Genomic DNA, 17,263 nt, shown 5'->3' with positions numbered 1-17,263 from the left:
TCCCGCGGCAGTCCGGTTCCCGGGTTTCGGTCTTGCCGAACACCTCTTGCCGTGCCCGCCGCGAGCGGGCAAGCATTGGCCGCGTTCACCGCCGACCAGCCGACAGGACGCATAGCGCAGAACGTGCCGACGTAATGCGCGTGACGTGGGGATGCAGCGTCTATGTTCAGGATTGCAGAGCAAAGCGAACGCCCGAAATCGTCGATTTCCGAAGAAACCGAAGAAGGCGCCTCGCATGCGCTCGCCGTCGGCGGACTCACCGTTCGATACGGGGATTTCACGGCGGTAAAGGACGTGGAGTTCACCGTCGGACGCGGTGAGGTCTTCGGCCTGCTCGGCCGCAACGGGGCGGGCAAGACGAGCACCATCGCGGCGGTCACCGGGCTGTTGCGGCCCGCGCAGGGCCGGGTGAGCGTGCTCGGCAGGAACGTCGAGGACGGGCCGCGCGGCGGCACGTGGCTGGGCGGTGCCCTCTCCCTCCAGCCGCAGAAGACCAGCCTGTTCCCGCGTCTCACGGTCGAGGAGACGCTGGGGATGTGGGCGTCCCTGTATCCGGACCCCCGCCCCGTGCCCGCGCTGATCGATGAGCTGGGCCTGGCGGAGAAGGCCCGCACCCGCGCCGCGAAGCTCTCCGGCGGCCAACAGCAGCGGCTGCTGCTGGCCACCGCGCTGGTCGGCAACACCCCGCTCGTCGTCCTCGACGAGCCGACCACCGGGCTCGACCCGCACGCCCGCCGCGACGCCTGGGCGGTCATCAACCGGGCCAGGTCCCGCGGCACGACCTTCCTGCTGAGCACGCACGCCATGGAGGAGGCCGAGGAGATGTGCGACCGGCTGGCCATCCTCCACGAGGGGCGGCTGCTCACCTCGGGTTCCCCGGCGCGGATCGTGCGCGACCTCACCCAGGGCAGCACGGTCACCGTCAGGTCGGATCAGGAGGGCCTCGCCGAGACCGCGCGCGGACACTTCGGCGCCGACGCGGTCCACGAGCGGGCGGGTGGCGGCGGCACCCCCCGGTTCAGCGTGGCGACCGAGCGCCCCGAGCGGGCCGTCGCCTGGTTCGAGGAGCGGGCGCCCCAGGCCGACGTACGCGTGCACCGGCCGACGCTGGAGGACGCCTTCCTCGCGGCGACCGGCACCGAAGGACCCCGCGCGAGCGAGGGGAGCGAGCAGTGAGCACGGTGGAGACCGGCACGGCCAGGACGGACCGTCCGCACGACGCGTCCGGCGACGAGGCCGGCGCGCGCGAGACGGCCCGCGCGGCGCACCCGGGCGATGGGCCGGGCACGGGCGGCGGACCGCGAAAGAGCGGCAGCACGGGCACGCGGGGGCAGTTCGCGCCGCTGGCCAAGGGCATGACCAAGGAGCTGGTCCGCGATCCGATGGCGCTGTTCTTCAGCGTCGTCTTCCCGGTGCTGCTCGCCGGACTGTTCGTCGCGATCATGCAACTGACCTGGGCCGACGGCCCGTTCAAGATCGCCGTGGTGGGCAGCGGGAGCCAGGCCACCCAGCTGGCGGACGCGCTCGGTGACGGGTCGGAGGTCACCGCGCTCGACTCGCCGCGCGGCGCGCCCGAGGGCATGGACGCGGTCGTCGCGCCCACCGCCGACGGCGACACGCTGCGGGTCCTCACCGACCCGGAGAGCCCCTCGGTGGTCACCGCGCTGCGCGACGCGCTGCCGCAGACCGGCTGGGAGGGGCGCGGCATCGACGCGCTGGGCACCGACGGCACACCGCCGTTCGAGCCCATGCCGTTCGTGGTGCCGGGAGTTCTCGTCTTCGCCCTGATGTCGCTGGCCCTCAGCGCCACCGCGGGCACCCTCGTCTCGCTCCGCGCCAACGGCACACTGCGGCTGCTGCGCACCACCCCGGCCAGGCCGCAGGCCATCCTCACCTCGCTGCTGCCGGCGCGGGGCGCGCTCGGCCTGGCGCTGCTGGCCGTGGCGGGTGTCGCCGCCACGGCGCTGGGACTGCTCACGCCGCTGTCCGGGCTGACGATGCTGCTGACGACCGCGCTGGGCATGTGGCTTTTGATGTCGGTGGGCTTCCTCCTCGGCGGCACCCTGCGCTCACCGGAGCTGACCAACGCCATCTCGGGTCTGCTCACGCCCCTGCTGCTGATGGGCTCGGGCGTCCTCTTCCCCCTGGAGCTGATGCCCGACGGGTTCGCGGACGTCCTGTCCTGGAATCCGGTCGCGCTCCTGGGCGACGCGCTGCGGCACGACGTGACCGGCGGCGTCACCCGGCACGCGCAGTGGCTGGACTGGCTGCTGATCGCCGCCACCGCCGCCGTGCTGACCTTCGCGGCCGTCCGCGCCTTCCGCTGGGACACGGAGAAGAAGAACTGATGCATCCGACGACGACATCCGAGCGCCCCGACGCCGACGCCGTACCCGCACCTGACGCCGCACCCGGGACCACGCCCGCCGGGACGCCCACCGCACCGCCCGCCGCGCTCGGGACCGCGACCGAGGCAACCCCGCACAGCGGCGAGGGCGCGGGCGCGGGAGAGGGCGCGCCACGGTACGACGCCGCCACCGCCGAGCCGCCCGGTTCGCTGCGCAGGATGGGCGACCTCGTCTCGCCGTACGGACTGGTCAGCGGCGCCATCCGGCTGCCCGGCAGCCCGGGCGACCCCGACTTCCCCATCTTCACCGCCTCCCTCGGCGACCCCGGGCACGTGCTGACCGGGCACGAGGACTGGGACCTGGGCGCCGAGCATGGCAACTTCGACGGCGCGGGCGGTGACCTCTCCCCCGAGCGTGCCGCGCTGCTGGCGGTCGCCGAGTCGCTGGAGCGGTACTCCTCGTGCGCCCGCGACGCGGACCGCTACCGCTGGGCGACCGCCGAGGAACTCGGCGACGAGGCGGTGCCGCTGGCGTCCTGGCCCAGGCTGTCGGCTGCCGAACTCGCGGCCGGCGGACACGGCCTGGTCGGCCCCGACCCCCGGGCGCCGATGCGCTGGGTACGCGGCTGGTCCTTCACCCGGCGGCGGCCCGTGTGGGTGCCGGCGGTGCACGTGTGGCTGAAGAACCCGCCCGAGGCGCTGGGGGAGCGCGTCAGCCACCCCGTCTCCACCGGCTGCGCCGTGCACACGGACGTGACCTCCGCCGTCGTCAACGGCCTGCTGGAGGTCGTCGAACGCGACTCGATCGCGCTGACCTGGCTGCAACGGCTGCGGCTGCCCCGGCTGACCCTCGACGTCGGACGACTGACGCCCAAGCAGCGCCAGTTCGTCGAGCGGGCCGACAACCCGCACGTGCGCACCCAGCTGTTCGACGCCACCACCGACCTCGGCATCCCCGTGATCTACGGGGTGCAGTTGGCCGACTCCGACCCCGCGCTGGCCCAGGTCGTCGCCGCCACCTGCGACCCCGACCCCGGCGATGCCGTCGCCAAGCTCTACCGCGAGGCCGCCTCGCTGCGCATCGCGCTGCGCCACCACGTCACCACCAGCGCCACCGCTGGCCAGGCGGACGCGGACGGCGGGAACGAACAGCTCGTCAACGTCGTCGGGGGAGCGGCCGAGGCCGGCCCCCTGGCCGCCCGCGACCGCTTCTCGTTCCTGCTGGAGGGTGAGCGCGAGGAACGGCCGCTGTCCGCGCTGCCGCGCCCCACGGCCACCGACCCGCACACCGTGCTGTCCTGGCTGCTGCGGCGCCTGCACGCCCGGGGCTGCGAGGTCGTCGCCGTCGACCTGACGACTGACGAGGCGCGCCAGGTCGGTGCCACCGCGGTGCGGGTGGCCGTGCCGCAGCTGATGCCGCTCTCCTTCGTGCACCGGGCCCGCTACCTGGGCCACCCGAGGCTGTACGAGGCACCGCGGGCCATGGGGCATCCGGTGCTGTCCGAGGACGAGATCACCCCGCTCCCGCAGCCGTTCGCCTGACGCGCCCCGCGCCGCCACCCGCGCGTCCCCATCCACCACCCGGGCAGGAGAAGCGATGCACACCGGAACGACCGGTCCCCGCAGACCGCTGTTTCTCGCGGCGGGCGCCTTCGGACACGCCGTCACCGAGCGCCTGGCCAAGGCGTACACGGGCGCCGTCGTCATGGGCGCCGACGAGGGCAGCCACCCCAGTTTCTGGCCGGTCAGCGACCTGCTGGTGCTGGTCACCGACCATCCGCGCCCCGCGCTGGCCGAGGCGGTGGAGCGCTCCGCGTACGCCTGGGGCGTGCCCTGGTTCCCGATCGAGCTGGAGCCGGTCGAGCTGCGCTGCGGCCCCGCCGTCGCGCCCGGCGCCGGCGCCTGCCACCGCTGCTTCACCCGGCGCCGCGCCCAGCACGACCGCTCACCCCTGCCCGCCGAGGCACGCCGCCGCGAGACCAAGGACCCGGACGCGGAGCGCGTGACCGGCTACGCGCCCCACCACGTCGGCATGGCCGTCGCGTTGGCCCGCGCCGCCGTCCGCGACCTCTTCGACCCGGACGCCGGCGCCGAGGACGGCGGCGCAGCCGGCGGTCAGGGGCCGCGTGCCGCGGCCCACGTCCGCTCCGTGAACCTCGCCGACGGCAGAACCGCGCGCCACCGCGTCGTCGCCGTCGACCAGTGCCCGCGCTGCCGTCCGGCCCGGGGAGGCGAGGACCTCTCCTGGCGGATCTTCGAACCGCTGACCGACGCCGCGCCGGTGGGGAGCTGAACGACGATGGCCAACGGGGACGTACTCACCGCCGAACAGACCGGCGCCGCCGCGCTGCGCGACCCGCAGCTGTCGGTGCCCGCACTGCCCAGGCTGCGCAGGGGCGTGGCCTGCTACCAGGCCGGCGGCGGCCTGGTCGTCGAGGGGCTGCCCGCGCCGCAGGTCTTCCGCGGCAAGGCCGCCACCGCGCTGCTGCCCCGGCTGCTGCCGCTGCTGGACGGCGCCCGTGACCGCACCGCGCTCGCCGAGGAACTGGGCATCAGCCCGCATGCCGTCTTCAAGGCGCTGTCGCTGCTGTGGATGTGCGGCGTCATCGAGGACACCCCGCCGCGGGACGGGCCCGCGGCGACGGCGGGCGCGGCCTTGGCGGACGAACTCGCCGACTACCTCTCCCGGATGGGCGACTCCACCGGCGCCAACCCCTCGTGGGAGGCGGGGGCGCTGCGGTTGGCGTCCGCGCGGGTCGTGCTCTACGGCACGGGTCCTACGGCGATCGCGCTGGCCGACGAACTCGCCCCCTCTGTCGCCCTCACGCGCGTCTCGGGTCCCGACGCGGTGCCGCCCGAGGGGACCACGCTCGCCGTCGCCGCGGACGCGCCACCGGCCGAGCTGGCCGCTGCCGCCGCCGTCTGCCGGGAGCGGGAGATCCCCCTCGTGCGGATCGCTGCCGCGCACGGCACCGCCCACCTCGGCCCCTTCGTCCACCCCCGCTACACGCCCTGCCTGGACTGTTTGCTGGCGGAGGAGACGAGGCCGGACGGGGACGCGGCGGAGGAGACCGACGACGAGGCGGCGGCGCTGACCGCCGCGCTCGCCGCGCACGACCTGTTCGGTTTCCTGAGCCGGTCGGTGCCCTCCCCCTACCCCAACCAGTGGCGGACCGTCGCCCTCGACGACCTGGGGCAGCGCCGCCACAGCGGCGCCACCCGCCCCGGCTGCCCCACCTGTTCGGCGCTCCCGCCCGCACCGGAAGGCCCCGGCACGGCGCCGCTGGCCGCCCGCTACGAGGCCTTCATCGGCTTCCCGCCGCACGAGTACATGGACCTCAAGGGCCACCAGCAGCACTACAAGCCGTCCAACCTGGCGCTCCAACGCCAGGAGAAGACCTGGCCCGTCTGCCCCGAGGCCGCACTGCCGGCGCCCGACACCACCCGCCTCGCAGGCCTGCCCTACCAGCAGCGCGGCGCGGGCGAGGCCACCACCGACCTGGAGACCCTCTCGCTCGTCCTGGCCACCGTCGCCGGAATCCAGGAACCCGAGGGCGACTTCCTGCGCCGCTGGACCCCCAGCGGCGGGAACATCGGCTCCGTCCTCGCCCACCTCGCCGTCCGCGACGTGCCCGGACTGGCCCCGGGAATCTACGGGTACGTGCCCGGCGGCCACCGGCTGGCCCTGCTCGCGCCCGGCGCCGAGGCGACGGCGGGCATCCCGGGGCGAGCCCCGGTGACCCTGGCGCTGACCGGCAACCTGGGCAAGGTCGCCAAGAAGTACCACTCCTTCGCGCTGCGGGTCACCCTGCTCGACGCGGGCTGCGCCCAGGCGACACTGCGCCGCGTCTGCCACACCCTCGGCCTGCCGCGCACCCCGGTGCGGCGCTGGGACGAGCGGACCGTCACCACGGCGCTCGGCGCGGACCCGCGCGTCGAGCCCGTCACCGCCGTCACCGACCTCGGGAGGCCGCTGTGATCGCCCCTGACGACCTCGCCCTCCAGCTCGTCGAGTCCTTCCAGCACGCGCCCGCGCACCCGCGCGCCGACGTGCCACCCCAGCGCGCGGCCCACCCCCGGCCGCTGGGCCCCGACGCCCACATCGGCCCCGGCACGGCCGAAGCCGAACGGCTCGACCTGCTGGACACCCTCCGCACCCGGCGCGCGAGCCGGCTCTGGTCGCCCGAGCCGCTGCCCGCACCCCTGCTCGCGGACATCGTCGGCGAGGGCGTCACGGCCGACGCCGAGGAGTGGCCTGACGAACAGCCCTACACGCCGCTGGAGATCACCGTGGTGGCCTTCCGGGTGGCCGGTATGGAACCCGCCGTGCACCGCTTCGACGGGCCGGCCCGCACCACCCGCCCCGTCATGGAGCTGCCGCCGCCCGAACGGCGCCGCACCCTGACCCTCCAGGCCGAGTTCGGCGACGCGCCCGCCATCGTCTCCGTCGCCGTGGACCCGCACACCGCCGAACTGCGCGACGGCGGCCACGGCTACCGGACGCTGCTGACCCGCGCGGGCGCGGCGGTCCACACCATGTGGCTCGCCGGCGTCTCGCACGGGCTGACCGGCTCGGCGTTCGCCGGGTTCATCCCCGCCTCCGTCCGCACCCCGCTGCGCTCCGACGGCACCAGCAGGCAGCAGGTGTTCGCGCTCGCGCTCGGCCACCCGCCCGCGGCCCCGCCCGGCGGCGGCGCCGCGCCGCCCGCCGGAGCCCCGGCGGCCGGCCCCTGACCGTCCGGAGGCGCGCCCCGGGGTGACGGGTGTCCCCCGGCACGGGCCGACGGATGCACGACCGGCCGCCGTCCGCGGCGGCCGGGCACCGGCCCGGCACCACCCGGTGCCCGTGGCAGAACACCGAGAAGGAAAGGAGGGATGCGCGATGGAAGACGTCATCGACCTGTACGCGGTGGCCGAGGACGACCTGGCCCTGGAGGAGCTGCCCGAGGGCAACGCCCTGGCCAGCTTCTCCACCTCGACCAGCGCCAGCACCGCGTCGTGCCCGGCGTCCAGCGCGTCCAGCGCGTCCAGCGTCTCCAGCTACGGCTGACCAACCCGCCGGATCAGGCCTACTCAGGAAGAGGAGCACCCATGGAAGCCATGGACAACCTCGAGCTCGACCTCTACATCGAGGACCAGGAACTCGCCGTCGAGGAGCTGCCGGACGGCAACGCGCCCGGTGGCTGCTTCGCCTGCGCGGGCTCCGCGTCGACCGCGTCCTGCCCCGGCTCGTCCGCTGCCACCGTCGGCAGCGCGTCCTGCATCGGCTGACGCGCCAGAACCGGAACAGCGCCCTACCCGTCCGACACCCCTCCGCAGAAAGGAGATGAGAGATGCAGAACAGCGACGACCTCGACCTGTTCGTCGAGGCGTTCGACGACGACCTCGCCGTCGAGGAACTGAGCGAGGGCACCGCGCTGAGCACGTGGTCCAGCGCCACCACCGCGGGCTCCGCGTCCTGCCCCTGGAGCACCGCCTCCTCCTCGTCGTGCGCCTCCAGCTACGGCTGAGCGCACGGCGCCCCCGCAAGCCGGGGGAGCACCCCCGCACACCACGAGTCGCACACAGGAGGTGACACACATGGACAACAGCGTCGAGCTCGAACTGTGGGCCGAGGACCTGGAACTGGAGGCACTGCCCGAGTCGGACAGCCCCTTCACCACCTTCGGCTGCGCCGCCACCGCAGGCTGCGGCAGCTGCCCCGCCGCCTGTCTGGGCACGGCAGGCTGCTTCTCCTCCAACGGCAACTGACGCACGGGAGACCCCGTTCGTCCAGCGGCCCGGTGACACGCGAACACCGGACCGCGCGCTGAGGTGAACCCCGGTTCCGGAGCGGGCGAAGCGCCCCGGAACCGGGTGCTCGCGGACGCGACCCGCGAGCACGCTCAGGCTAGCCGCGGTCCGCCTGCCGAACCGCTACCGGGAGACGTGCCACCACAGGAGCTGTGCATGGAGACCCTCACCCGACCGAAACTCCGCGAGGGCCTGGAAGTCATCCGCGGGATGGACGACCACCCGCTGCTCTACGACGCGGACTCCGGCATCTACCACCGGCTCAGCCGGTCGGCCGCCGGGCTCGTCCAGCGGCTCGACGGCTCCCGGTCCCTGGAGGACATCGCCACGCTGATGACGCAGCGCGGCACCAAGACACCCGAGGCGGCCCGCACCGAGCTGGACCGCTTCGTGCAGAACCTCTACGACAGCGGGCTGCTCGACGGCTCGCCCACGCCGCAGCGGGCCCACCATGCCGGGCGGCGCGGCAAGCGCAGCCAGATGATGCCCCGCTTCGTCGTCAGCCGCACGATGATGCCCCGGCTGCTGGAGCCGGTGGCCGCCGTCCTGCGCAAGGTGTCCGGCAGCGCGCTGGCGGGCGTGCACCTCGTGGGCGGCGTCGTGGGCACCCTCGTCGCCGTGTGGGCCCTGTTCGCCGGCCCCTCGGCCGACCCCAGGCTCGCCCACTGGACGACGCTGATCGCGTTCGTGCTCTTCCTGATCCAGATCGTGCTGCACGAGACGGCGCACGCGATGGTCGCGCAGATCCTGAAAGTGCCCGTACGGGGCTTCGGGTTCGCGCTGCTCTTCTACTTCATGCCGCTCGCCTACGTCGACCGCACCGACGCCTACCGGCTGCGGGAACGGGGCAGCAGAGTCGTCCTGGCACTGGCCGGGCCCGTCAACGACGGCTGGGTCGCCGGGATCACCGCGCTGGTGGCCGTCACCGCCAACGGCACGGTGGCGACCGTGGCGGCCACGATGCTCGTCTTCCAGGTCTTCAGCGTCATCACCAACCTCAACCCGCTGCTGCCCAGCGACGGCTACGCCGCCCTGGAGGCCGGGATGGGCACCGTCGACGCACGCGGCCGCGCCTTCGGACTGCTCAAGCACGTGCTGCTGCGCCGCCCGCTGCCCTCCCACCTGGCGGCCATGACACCGGCCGCCCGGCGACTGCACCTGGCCTACGGGGCACTGTGCACGCTGTACGTGCTGGTGCTGGCCTACGCGGCGGTACGCGGCACGGCGTTCTCGTACAGCAGCATCCAGGGGATGTGGAACCAGTGACGACGACAGTGCGCAACCTCCAGACGCGGGACGGTGCCGGTGCGGGTACCGGTACCGGCACCGCGCACCCGACCGGCGAGGCCGGGACCGGAACCGCTCCGGCGCCCGGAACCGCTCCGGCGCCCGGGAGCGGGCCGGAGGCCGGGACCGACGCCGGGCCGGCCGTCGCGCAGCCCGCCGCGTCGGGCACCGCCTCGGCCGTTCCCGCGCTGGGCGGCGTGGCGGTGACCCGGGTCGCCGGGCTGCCCGCCGCGTTCTGCCCGCGCCCCGCGGAGCGCACCACCGCGCTCCTCGACGAGCGCGCCGCCGCGCAGGCCGCCCTCGAAGAGCTGCGTCCGCGGGTGGAGGACGCGCTCTACGCCCTCGTGCCCGTCCTGGACGCGGCCGGCGACGGCGCCACCTCGCTGCGCCGCAAGGTGCTCGCCGCCCGCCGCGCCGCCCACCGGCTGGCCCCCTTCGGCTGGGACGAGACGACCTGCGCAGGCGTCGCCGCGCACGCGGACGAGGAGACCCGCGAGGCGCTCGCCCGCTGGCAGGCGCTGACCTCCGCTCGGCAGGCGAGCGCCACCGCGCTCGACGCGGCGCTCGCCGACGACCGGGCCGCCGCCGAGAAGACCCTGACCACCGCCCTCGGAGCCCCCGGCTTCGCCGACTCCCTCGCCCTGGCCACCCCAGATTGGGTGCGCTACGGCAACGCCCGCCGCACCCGCAAGCGGCAGCGCGCGCTGCGCACCCTCTACTCGTACACCGTCCGCGCCGCGGCCAAGACCAGCCCCTTCGCGCGGCTGACGACCGTGGGCGTACCCGGCCGCGACCACGCGGGGCACGCCGTCCACCAGGTCTCGGCCACGGTCGCCCTCACCGCCCTGTACGCGCTGGCCCGCACCCCCGAGACGGCACCCCTGCTGCGCTACCGCCCCGCCCCCGTCCGCCCGGCGACCGCCCGCACCGGGCAGGGGGAGCCCGCGCGTTCCCTGATGCTGCACCCCGAGTACGTCGCCACGGGCGGTGTCACCTGGCGCAACGACCACGTGGTGGAGGCCGGCGCGGCCGCCGACTGGGCCCGCGCCCTGGCCCGCGCCGGCGAGGACGACGGCTCCCTCGGCCACGCGGCGGTGCTGCGCACACTCGGCGGCGCCGATCCCTTCCGCCGCTTCCGCCGCCTGCTGGATACCGGCGTACTGTCCCCCCTCGCGCCGTGGCAGCGCGGCGAGGACGCGGTGCGGGTCCTGCTGGACCTCACGAGCCACCTGGAGCTCCCGGAACCCTCCAGTGCCCCGGAGGACGCCTCGGGTCCGGGGCGCTCGGGGCTGGACGTCGTCAGGGAGTTGCGGGCCCTCGAGGACGAGCGCGAAGCGCTGACGGACGACCGGCGCTCCACGGCCGTCCAGGCCGGCACGGGCGCGGTCTCCAAGGCGGCCCCGGAGGCGGCCGCACCCCTCACCGACGGGCCGCGGCGGCGCGCCGCCGCGGTCGCGCGCGTGCGCGAGCTGGGCAGGGGCTGGGCGCGGGCAGCGGGCTGGGACCGGTTCGAGCCGACCGAGGTCTGGTACGAGGACGCCGCCTGCGACCTGCGGCTCCCGCCGGTGCTCGACGACGCCGCTACCGCCGCCGACCTGGGCCGGCTGGGCGAGGCACTCAGGCCCCGGCTGTTCCGCTCCCACCTCTACGACGAACTGGTGCGCCGTTTCGTCGCCGACCACGGCAGCGGCGGCACCTGCGAGGACGTGCTCGGCTTCGCCATGCGCTGCGGCGCCGAGACCGACCGCGACCCCGGCATGGAGCGCGCCGTACGCCTCGACCTCGCCGCCCGCGAGGACCCGGGCGAACGCGCGTGGCTGCCGGTCGGGCCCAGCAGCGCGTCCCCGTCGGCGGCCCTCCTGGTCCAGCACATCGCCACACGGCCGGATGGTCCGGGCGGTCCGGGCGGTCCGGGTGGTCCGGGCGGGACTGAGGGAGCGGACGGCCCGCGGCTCGTCGTCAACCAGTTCAACCCCGGCACCGGCGGGCTCCTCACCCGCTTCAAGGGGCTGCTGGGCGACGACTTCGCCGACGCGCTGCGCGGCCACGTGCGCCGCCTGTGGCCGCACGCCGCGCACCACCACGAACTCGTGCTGTGGACCGAGTGCGGCACCGCGCAGGCCCAGTCCGCCGGGCTGCTGCCACCGCTCACCCTGCCCGGCGAACTCGACGGACCCGGCGCCCTCGACCTGACCGAGGTCCGCCTCGTCCACGACCCGCGCCGCGACACCCTCACCCTGCTGGCCCCCGACGGGCTTCCGCTGGCCGCCGCGTACACCGGGCTGGTGCCCACCCACCTGTTCCCGAAGTTCGCCCGCTTCCTGGCGATCCTCTCCGACCCGTGGGTCAACGGCTCGCCCCTGTCCGACTACCGCATGCCCTTCCAACTGCCCCGCGAGCCCGACCGCGTGACTGCCCTGGAACGGCAGACACTGACCACGCTCCCCGACGGGGGCGAGGGCGACGGCGGCGCGGGTGGTGTGGTGACGCGGCGCGCCCAGTGGATCGTCCCCGTCGGCCACCTGCCGCTCCTCGGCGCCGACGCCACCGACGCGGACGCCGTCGCGGCGGCCGACGCGTTCCGCCGCCGGCACGGCATGCCGCGCGAACTGTTCGCCTACCTGCTCCCCGCGAGCGGCGGGATGTCCCCCGACCACGACCGCAAGCCCCTGTGGATCCGGCTGGACTCCGCCGTCTCGCTCGACGTACTGGCCCACTGGATCACCCCGGACACGGGGCACCTGCGGCTCGTCGAGGCACTGCCCGCACACCACCAGCACCCGCTGCGCGACGCGGACGGCGAACGGCGCGCCGCCGAACACGCCGTGCTGCTGCACTGGGCCGACGGGGAGGAGAACCGATGACCGGCACCGGCCCTGGGGGCGGGAGCGGCACCGGGACGGCGACCCGGCCGCCACGCGCGTACGCCGCGTCGTCCCGCGAGAACGCGTCGCCGGGGGACGTCCCCGGCGCACCGGCGGCGGACTGGTGGTACGTGCGCGCCTACCCCGGCGGCCCCGGCGCCATGGACGCCGCCGTCCGCGCCGCCCTCCCCTGGCTGGCGGCCCGCGCCGCCGAGGTGGACGCGCCCGCCTGGCACTTCCTGCGCTTCTGGGACGCGACGGGCCACCACCTGCGGCTGCGCCTGCGCTGCACGCCCGACCAGGCCGACGCCCTGCACGCCCGCACGGACGAGCTGCGCGCCCTGCTGACGGACCTGCCGCAGGGCACGGAAGGCCACGCGGGGGAGGCGGGCGGCGGACTGCTGCCGGCCGAACCGAGCATGGCCCCGCGCCGCCAGCCCGTCGGCGTGAGCCCCGCGCCGTACGCACCCGAGCTGGCCAAGTACGGCGGCGTCTGCGGCATCCGCCTCGCCGAGGACGTCTTCACCGACGGCTGTGCCCTGCTGGCCGAGACGGACCTGGTGGCCCTCCCCGCCGCGCACGCCCGCGCGGCCGCCGCCGTGGCCCTCACCCAGGCCCTCGTCACCGCCTGCCTGGCCCCGGGCGAGAGGGACGCCTTCTGGACGGCCCACCGCCGCCGCTGGCTGGCCCGCCTGCGGATAGCGCTCCCGGCCGACGAGACCCGGCAGCGGCTCAACTCCCTGGCGTCGTCGGTACGCGACGCACCGTGGCCCGAGGGCGCGGTGCGCGCCCGACTGGACGCGCACGTGCAGGAGACCTGCCGGATACTGGACCGCTGCGCCGCGGCCCGCGTCCCCGTCCCCCGCGCCGAGCTGCTGCTCCACCACGTCCACATGGCCCACAACCGGCTGGGCTTCCCGCCACCGGAGGAGGCGGCGCTGGTGCTGGTGGCGCGCGGTCTGATGGCCCACTGAGGGACCACGCCGCGCTGTCCCGGCCGGGACGTTCACACGCGACGAGCGGGTGGGAGGGCGTTCCTCCCACCCGCTCGGGGTGTCGCATGCGTGGTGCGTGTGCGCGTGTGCGCGTGGTGCGTGGTGTGTGTGTGTGGTGTCGGCTGCTGGGGGCCTTTTGCTCAGTAGGCGGAGTCGACGTTGTCCATGGTGCCGTAGCGGTCGGCCGCGTAGTTGCAGGCGGCGACGATGTTGGCGACGGGGTCGGTGAGCTTATCGGGGGTGCCCTTGACGTGGTACTGGTCGAAGGTGGGCTGGATCACCTGGAGCAGGCCCCTGGAGGGGGTGCCCTTCTGGGCGTTGACGTCCCAGTCGTTGACCGCGTTGGGGTCGCCGGCGGACTCGCGGATGATGTTGCGCTTGATGCCGTCGTAGGAGCCGGGGATGCCGTGCTTGTCCATGATGGCCTTGGCCTCACGGATCCAGCCGTCCAGGTTGTCCGGGTAGGACTTGCCGTCCTTCGCCTCGGGCTTGCCCTCGGCCTTGGTCTCCACCTTGCCCTTGCTCTCGGGGCTCGCGGACTTGGCCTCGTCCTTCGCGTCGGCCGTGGCGGGCTTCGTTCCGGGCCTGGGGGCGTGGGCGGCGGTGTCGGCCTTGGCGACCTCGTCCACCTTGACCGCGTAGGAGGCGGGCTTGGCCGGCTTCGCCTCGTCCTGGGTGGCGGCGTGGGCGGTGCCGGTCAGCGTGGCGGTGGCGATACCGGCGGCACCCAGGACGGTCAGGCCGGTGGACAGCTTGGTGTTGCGCAGAGCAGTACGCATGCGAGCGGATGCCTTTCGAAGGGGGACACATCCGGCCGCGCTCCCGGGCTCCGTGCCCGGTCTCGTCGCGACCTGGGCCCACCCTGCGGACCGGCTCCCCGCCCCGACAACTATGTGACGTACTATCCCGCTTCGTCCGATTCGCCGAGCGGCGAGGGGTTCGCCGCCATGACCCCCGGTCCGGGGCAAAACGGACATCCGAAGCCGCTTCGTATGTGACGTGGCCCCTATGGGTGCCCTCACACGCACCCCCCGCCACCCTCACCGACAGCTCAGAGACCCCTCACCCACCGTAGCCGGAACCCAGCCCCCAACGGGCCCTCCCGGCGGTGCGTGTGGCTCGCCCGTGCGCGGACAACAGCGCAAGGCGGCCCCAGGGCGTGCCCTCGGCTGTCACCGACCGCGTCGCACGTGCGTTTCGGCGGTGTGGGGTGCGGTCACGATGCTGCGGTCGGGCAAGGTGCGCCCGGCCAGGGTCACCCCACTCGCGATGCGGCAGCCACGGCCGACTGCCAGACCTGGGCCGAGGCTGATGTTGTTACCGGTCTGGACGCCGTCGCCGAGGAGCACGCCGAAGCGTGGCGTGCCGCAGCGGTAGATCCCTCCTGGTACCCGGAAGCGGATCTCGCGCTCGGGCCGGCTCAGGTGGGTGCTCCACAAGCTGATGGCTGCGGCCGTCACGTTCGCCGACAGGTGCGCTCCGGATCCAACAATGGTCCGGTTGAGGCCGATCCGGTGCCCGAGCACAGTTCCGTCGCCTACGAAAGCCCGTGTGACCTCGCAGTTGAAGCCGACGGTGACGCCCGCGCCGAGCACGGAACCGGCCCGGACCGTGGAGAACTCCCACACCCGCACTCCCGGCCCGATGATCACGTCATCTCCGATGAGCGCCGTGCGGTGGATCTCGGCTGTCGGATGGATGCGGTGCGGCAGCACCTCAAGGGCCAGGCGGTGCCACTCCTCCCACCCTGCCAGGAAGTCGGCAAGGTCGGTCTCTTCGAGGCCGGCGTACGGGGTGTCGGCGAGCAGTCCGGAGCTGGGCGTGGTGACGTAGTCGCCGATGCGAAGCCGCGACATGGACCCTCCTCGCATGCGGTCGGGCTCTGTTCCCGGGTCGTTAGCATCTGCGTCAGTCCCCAGGAACGGAGCGTTCATCCGTGAGTCACCACCCGCGCATCGGCGTCGCCATTCTGACGATGGGCAACCGGCCTACCGAGCTGACGGAACTGCTGGAGTCGGTCGCGATGCAGGAGACACCCGCGCAGCGCGTCGTGGTGGTCGGGAACGGGGCGTCGTTGCCGCCGCTGCCCGAAGGGGTGACGGGGGTGCAGCTTCCCGAGAACCTGGGCGTAGCCGGTGGCCGGAACGCCGCACTCACCCGTCTCGAGCAGTTCGGAGACGTCGATGTGATCGTGGATCTGGACGACGACGGCCTATTGATCAGCAAGGACGTCTTCACTTGTCTGGCTGACTCGTACGAACGGGATGAGCGGCTGGGCATCGTGAGCTTCCGCATCTGCGACGAGCACGGCCACACGCAGCGGCGCCACGTGCCGCGGCTGCGCGCCGCCGACCCGATGCACGGCGGACTGGTCACCACCTTCCTCGGTGGCGGCCACGCTCTCTCGGCCCGGATGCTGAAGGAGACCGGCGGCTGGCCGGACGCCTTCTTCTTCACCCACGAGGAAACCGACCTCGCCTGGCGGGCACTGGACGCGGGCTGGAAGGTGCTCTACGAACCCGGCCTGGTGCTCCAGCACCCGTGGACCTCACCGACCCGTCACGCGGTCTTCCACCGCATGGTTGCCCGCAACCGGGTCTGGCTGGCCAAACGCCACCTTCCAGCACTGCTCGTACCCGCCTACCTGGGCGCCTGGACGCTGCTCACGCTGGCCCGCACCCGCTCCTGGAGCGGACTCCGTGCCTGGTTCGGAGGGTTCGCCGAAGGCGTGCGCGTCGCGTGCCCGCCACGGCGGCCGATGCGTTGGGCCACGGTTTGGCGCATGACGCGTCTCGGCCGGCCGCCGGTGCTCTAAACGGACGCCGACCGCTCAGCTTGCAGCCATTCCGGCACGGCATCCGGGGTCTTGCCCAGCCACCGCACGTAGCGTTCCACACCGTCGGCGACGGTGATGGCAGGCTTCCATGCCAGCGTGGAGATCATCCGGTGGGGCGAGGCGTATCCGCCCACTGGATCGCCCGGGGGCATGGGGGTGTCCAGCACCCGTGTGCCAGGAAAGCGCTCGCGAACCAGGTCGGCCACGGTTCGCACACTGGTGGGCGTGCCCGTTCCCACGTTGAGCGTCTCGTTGTGGGCGCGCGGTGCGATCAGACTGCGCACCGTGGCCTCGGCCACATCATCGACGTGTACGAGATCGCGGATCTGGCGACCGCCTCCGTGGAGGTGAAGCGGCAGCCCGAGAGCGGCTCGGGCGGAGAACCAGGCGACCATCCATGAGTGGCTGCCCGGTTTCACCACCTGGGTTCTCCGTAGACGGAGAAGTAGCGCACCACCGTGTGAGAAACGCCGACCGCCCTCAGCGTCAGCCGCGTCTGGGTCTCCCCCCACGCTTTCGTACTCCCGTACACGGAAACCGGACGCAGCGGCGTCTCTTCATGAAAGCGCGACGGGGCCTGTCCATACACGGATTCCAGCAGCTGCCGCAGGGAGCGCAGTTCGAGGCATCGGGGTGTGTCGTCCGGCTCGCCGTTCCCGTAGACGCTCGCTGAGGAGACGAACACGAACCGGCGTAGGCGGCCGCTGCCGGCAGCGGCGTCCAGCACCGTCTGGGTGCCGATGATGTTGGCCGCGATGGCGTCGTGCGGGTGGCGGGTGCAGTCAGCCACGTCGGCCAGTGCCGCCGCGTGAATGACGTAGTCGGCCCCGTCGACAGCGCGCGCCACCGCAGCCGGGTCGGTGACGCTTCCCTGGATGACGTCAGGATTGTCGAGATCGACACCGAAGACGTCCCGGTAGGTGTGAACTGGATAAGCGTCCAGGGTGCACAGCACGCGAGGACGCGCTCCCAGTGCGCGCAAACGGGCGGTGATACGACTCCCGATCAGACCAGCTCCTCCGGTCACCAGAACGGTCCGCCCCATCAGCTCTGACAGATACGTATCCCTCACGCTGCCTCCCGGCCCGGTAGATGCAGCGCCCCGCCACGGGGGCGCACTCACCGATTGAGCCCCAAGCGG

At 73.9% G+C, this 17,263-nt stretch carries 18 protein-coding genes; 14 read left to right on the top strand and 4 right to left on the bottom strand.

Annotation, left to right across the window (positions count from 1 at the left end):
* Window positions 1–294: 294 nt before the first annotated feature.
* The 13 genes from MMF93_RS11685 (at window position 295) to MMF93_RS11625 (ending at window position 13,265) form a co-directional block, all read left to right on the top strand.
* Window positions 295–1,176 (top strand): ABC transporter ATP-binding protein, encoded by an 882-nt coding sequence (locus tag MMF93_RS11685; protein WP_242751260.1) that lies wholly within the window; start codon window positions 295–297, stop codon window positions 1,174–1,176.
* Window positions 1,173–2,348: an ABC transporter permease gene (locus tag MMF93_RS11680; protein WP_242751259.1), complete on the top strand. Its 1,176-nt coding sequence runs from the start codon at window positions 1,173–1,175 to the stop codon at window positions 2,346–2,348. Before MMF93_RS11685 ends, MMF93_RS11680 begins: the two co-directional genes overlap by 4 nt.
* Entirely contained in the window at window positions 2,348–3,889 is a 1,542-nt protein-coding gene (locus MMF93_RS11675; RefSeq protein ID WP_242751258.1) for a YcaO-like family protein, read from the top strand. Before MMF93_RS11680 ends, MMF93_RS11675 begins: the two co-directional genes overlap by 1 nt.
* A gap of 55 nt (window positions 3,890–3,944) precedes the next feature.
* The gene (locus MMF93_RS11670) at window positions 3,945–4,640 is read left to right on the top strand and encodes a TOMM precursor leader peptide-binding protein (RefSeq protein ID WP_242751257.1); all 696 of its coding nucleotides are present in this window, start codon (window positions 3,945–3,947) and stop codon (window positions 4,638–4,640) included.
* 6 nt (window positions 4,641–4,646) lie between these two features.
* Complete coding sequence (locus MMF93_RS11665) at window positions 4,647–6,326, top strand: nitroreductase family protein (protein WP_242751256.1); 1,680 nt, start codon at window positions 4,647–4,649, stop codon at window positions 6,324–6,326.
* Window positions 6,323–7,081, top strand: coding sequence for a nitroreductase family protein (locus MMF93_RS11660; RefSeq protein WP_242751255.1), 759 nt, complete (start codon window positions 6,323–6,325; stop codon window positions 7,079–7,081). The genes MMF93_RS11665 and MMF93_RS11660 overlap by 4 nt, the downstream gene beginning before the upstream one ends.
* Window positions 7,082–7,229: 148 nt before the next feature.
* The gene (locus MMF93_RS11655) at window positions 7,230–7,397 is read left to right on the top strand and encodes a thiocillin family RiPP (protein WP_242751254.1); all 168 of its coding nucleotides are present in this window, start codon (window positions 7,230–7,232) and stop codon (window positions 7,395–7,397) included.
* Between the two features lie 41 nt (window positions 7,398–7,438).
* Window positions 7,439–7,618, top strand: coding sequence for a thiocillin family RiPP (locus tag MMF93_RS11650; RefSeq protein WP_114018162.1), 180 nt, complete (start codon window positions 7,439–7,441; stop codon window positions 7,616–7,618).
* A gap of 62 nt (window positions 7,619–7,680) precedes the next feature.
* Window positions 7,681–7,857, top strand: coding sequence for a thiocillin family RiPP (locus MMF93_RS11645; RefSeq protein WP_114018163.1), 177 nt, complete (start codon window positions 7,681–7,683; stop codon window positions 7,855–7,857).
* Window positions 7,858–7,927: 70 nt separating this feature from the next.
* Window positions 7,928–8,098, top strand: coding sequence for a thiocillin family RiPP (locus tag MMF93_RS11640; RefSeq protein WP_114018164.1), 171 nt, complete (start codon window positions 7,928–7,930; stop codon window positions 8,096–8,098).
* 198 nt (window positions 8,099–8,296) lie between these two features.
* The gene (locus MMF93_RS11635; protein ID WP_242751253.1) at window positions 8,297–9,406 is read left to right on the top strand and encodes a PqqD family peptide modification chaperone; all 1,110 of its coding nucleotides are present in this window, start codon (window positions 8,297–8,299) and stop codon (window positions 9,404–9,406) included.
* Complete coding sequence (locus MMF93_RS11630; RefSeq protein ID WP_242751252.1) at window positions 9,403–12,291, top strand: hypothetical protein; 2,889 nt, start codon at window positions 9,403–9,405, stop codon at window positions 12,289–12,291. The genes MMF93_RS11635 and MMF93_RS11630 overlap by 4 nt, the downstream gene beginning before the upstream one ends.
* Complete coding sequence (locus MMF93_RS11625) at window positions 12,288–13,265, top strand: lantibiotic dehydratase C-terminal domain-containing protein (protein WP_242751251.1); 978 nt, start codon at window positions 12,288–12,290, stop codon at window positions 13,263–13,265. Before MMF93_RS11630 ends, MMF93_RS11625 begins: the two co-directional genes overlap by 4 nt.
* 161 nt (window positions 13,266–13,426) lie before the next feature.
* Here MMF93_RS11625 and MMF93_RS11620 read toward each other — a convergent pair whose 3' ends face one another.
* Both MMF93_RS11620 and MMF93_RS11615 read right to left on the bottom strand, forming a co-directional pair.
* Window positions 13,427–14,065 carry a transglycosylase SLT domain-containing protein gene (locus tag MMF93_RS11620; RefSeq protein ID WP_242751250.1) on the bottom strand — a complete coding sequence of 213 codons (639 nt, stop codon included), beginning with the start codon at window positions 14,063–14,065 and terminating at the stop codon, window positions 13,427–13,429.
* Between the two features lie 393 nt (window positions 14,066–14,458).
* Window positions 14,459–15,142: an LbetaH domain-containing protein gene (locus MMF93_RS11615; RefSeq protein ID WP_242751249.1), complete on the bottom strand. Its 684-nt coding sequence runs from the start codon at window positions 15,140–15,142 to the stop codon at window positions 14,459–14,461.
* Between the two features lie 119 nt (window positions 15,143–15,261).
* Between MMF93_RS11615 and MMF93_RS11610 the strand changes: the two genes are divergently transcribed.
* Window positions 15,262–16,101, top strand: coding sequence for a glycosyltransferase family 2 protein (locus MMF93_RS11610; RefSeq protein WP_242757487.1), 840 nt, complete (start codon window positions 15,262–15,264; stop codon window positions 16,099–16,101).
* Here MMF93_RS11610 and MMF93_RS33345 read toward each other — a convergent pair.
* Entirely contained in the window at window positions 16,098–16,544 is a 447-nt protein-coding gene (locus MMF93_RS33345) for an NAD-dependent epimerase/dehydratase family protein (protein WP_274709447.1), read from the bottom strand. The genes MMF93_RS11610 and MMF93_RS33345 overlap by 4 nt on opposite strands.
* Window positions 16,538–17,167 (bottom strand): NAD-dependent epimerase/dehydratase family protein, encoded by a 630-nt coding sequence (locus tag MMF93_RS33340; protein ID WP_274709537.1) that lies wholly within the window; start codon window positions 17,165–17,167, stop codon window positions 16,538–16,540. The genes MMF93_RS33345 and MMF93_RS33340 overlap by 7 nt, the downstream gene beginning before the upstream one ends.
* Window positions 17,168–17,263: the final 96 nt, after the last annotated feature.

It is taken from the genome of Streptomyces tubbatahanensis (assembly GCF_022699385.1).
Lineage (GTDB): Bacteria > Actinomycetota > Actinomycetes > Streptomycetales > Streptomycetaceae > Streptomyces > Streptomyces diacarni.
The sequence above is the reverse complement of the archived record's forward strand: the minus strand, read 5'-3'. Positions and strand labels throughout refer to the sequence as shown.

What these genes read in the sequence shown, in the direction of transcription:
- MMF93_RS11615 (WP_242751249.1), bottom strand. Translation starts at nt 15,142, where the DNA reads ATGTCGCGGCTTCGCATCGGCGACTACGTCACCACGCCCAGCTCCGGA.
- MMF93_RS11645 (WP_114018163.1), top strand. Translation starts at nt 7,681, where the DNA reads ATGCAGAACAGCGACGACCTCGACCTGTTCGTCGAGGCGTTCGACGAC.
- MMF93_RS11635 (WP_242751253.1), top strand. Translation starts at nt 8,297, where the DNA reads ATGGAGACCCTCACCCGACCGAAACTCCGCGAGGGCCTGGAAGTCATC.
- MMF93_RS11670 (WP_242751257.1), top strand. Translation starts at nt 3,945, where the DNA reads ATGCACACCGGAACGACCGGTCCCCGCAGACCGCTGTTTCTCGCGGCG.
- MMF93_RS11610 (WP_242757487.1), top strand. Translation starts at nt 15,262, where the DNA reads ATGGGCAACCGGCCTACCGAGCTGACGGAACTGCTGGAGTCGGTCGCG.
- MMF93_RS11625 (WP_242751251.1), top strand. Translation starts at nt 12,288, where the DNA reads ATGACCGGCACCGGCCCTGGGGGCGGGAGCGGCACCGGGACGGCGACC.
- MMF93_RS11665 (WP_242751256.1), top strand. Translation starts at nt 4,647, where the DNA reads ATGGCCAACGGGGACGTACTCACCGCCGAACAGACCGGCGCCGCCGCG.
- MMF93_RS11650 (WP_114018162.1), top strand. Translation starts at nt 7,439, where the DNA reads ATGGAAGCCATGGACAACCTCGAGCTCGACCTCTACATCGAGGACCAG.
- MMF93_RS33340 (WP_274709537.1), bottom strand. Translation starts at nt 17,167, where the DNA reads ATGGGGCGGACCGTTCTGGTGACCGGAGGAGCTGGTCTGATCGGGAGT.
- MMF93_RS11675 (WP_242751258.1), top strand. Translation starts at nt 2,348, where the DNA reads ATGCATCCGACGACGACATCCGAGCGCCCCGACGCCGACGCCGTACCC.
- MMF93_RS11620 (WP_242751250.1), bottom strand. Translation starts at nt 14,065, where the DNA reads ATGCGTACTGCTCTGCGCAACACCAAGCTGTCCACCGGCCTGACCGTC.
- MMF93_RS11640 (WP_114018164.1), top strand. Translation starts at nt 7,928, where the DNA reads ATGGACAACAGCGTCGAGCTCGAACTGTGGGCCGAGGACCTGGAACTG.
- MMF93_RS11655 (WP_242751254.1), top strand. Translation starts at nt 7,230, where the DNA reads ATGGAAGACGTCATCGACCTGTACGCGGTGGCCGAGGACGACCTGGCC.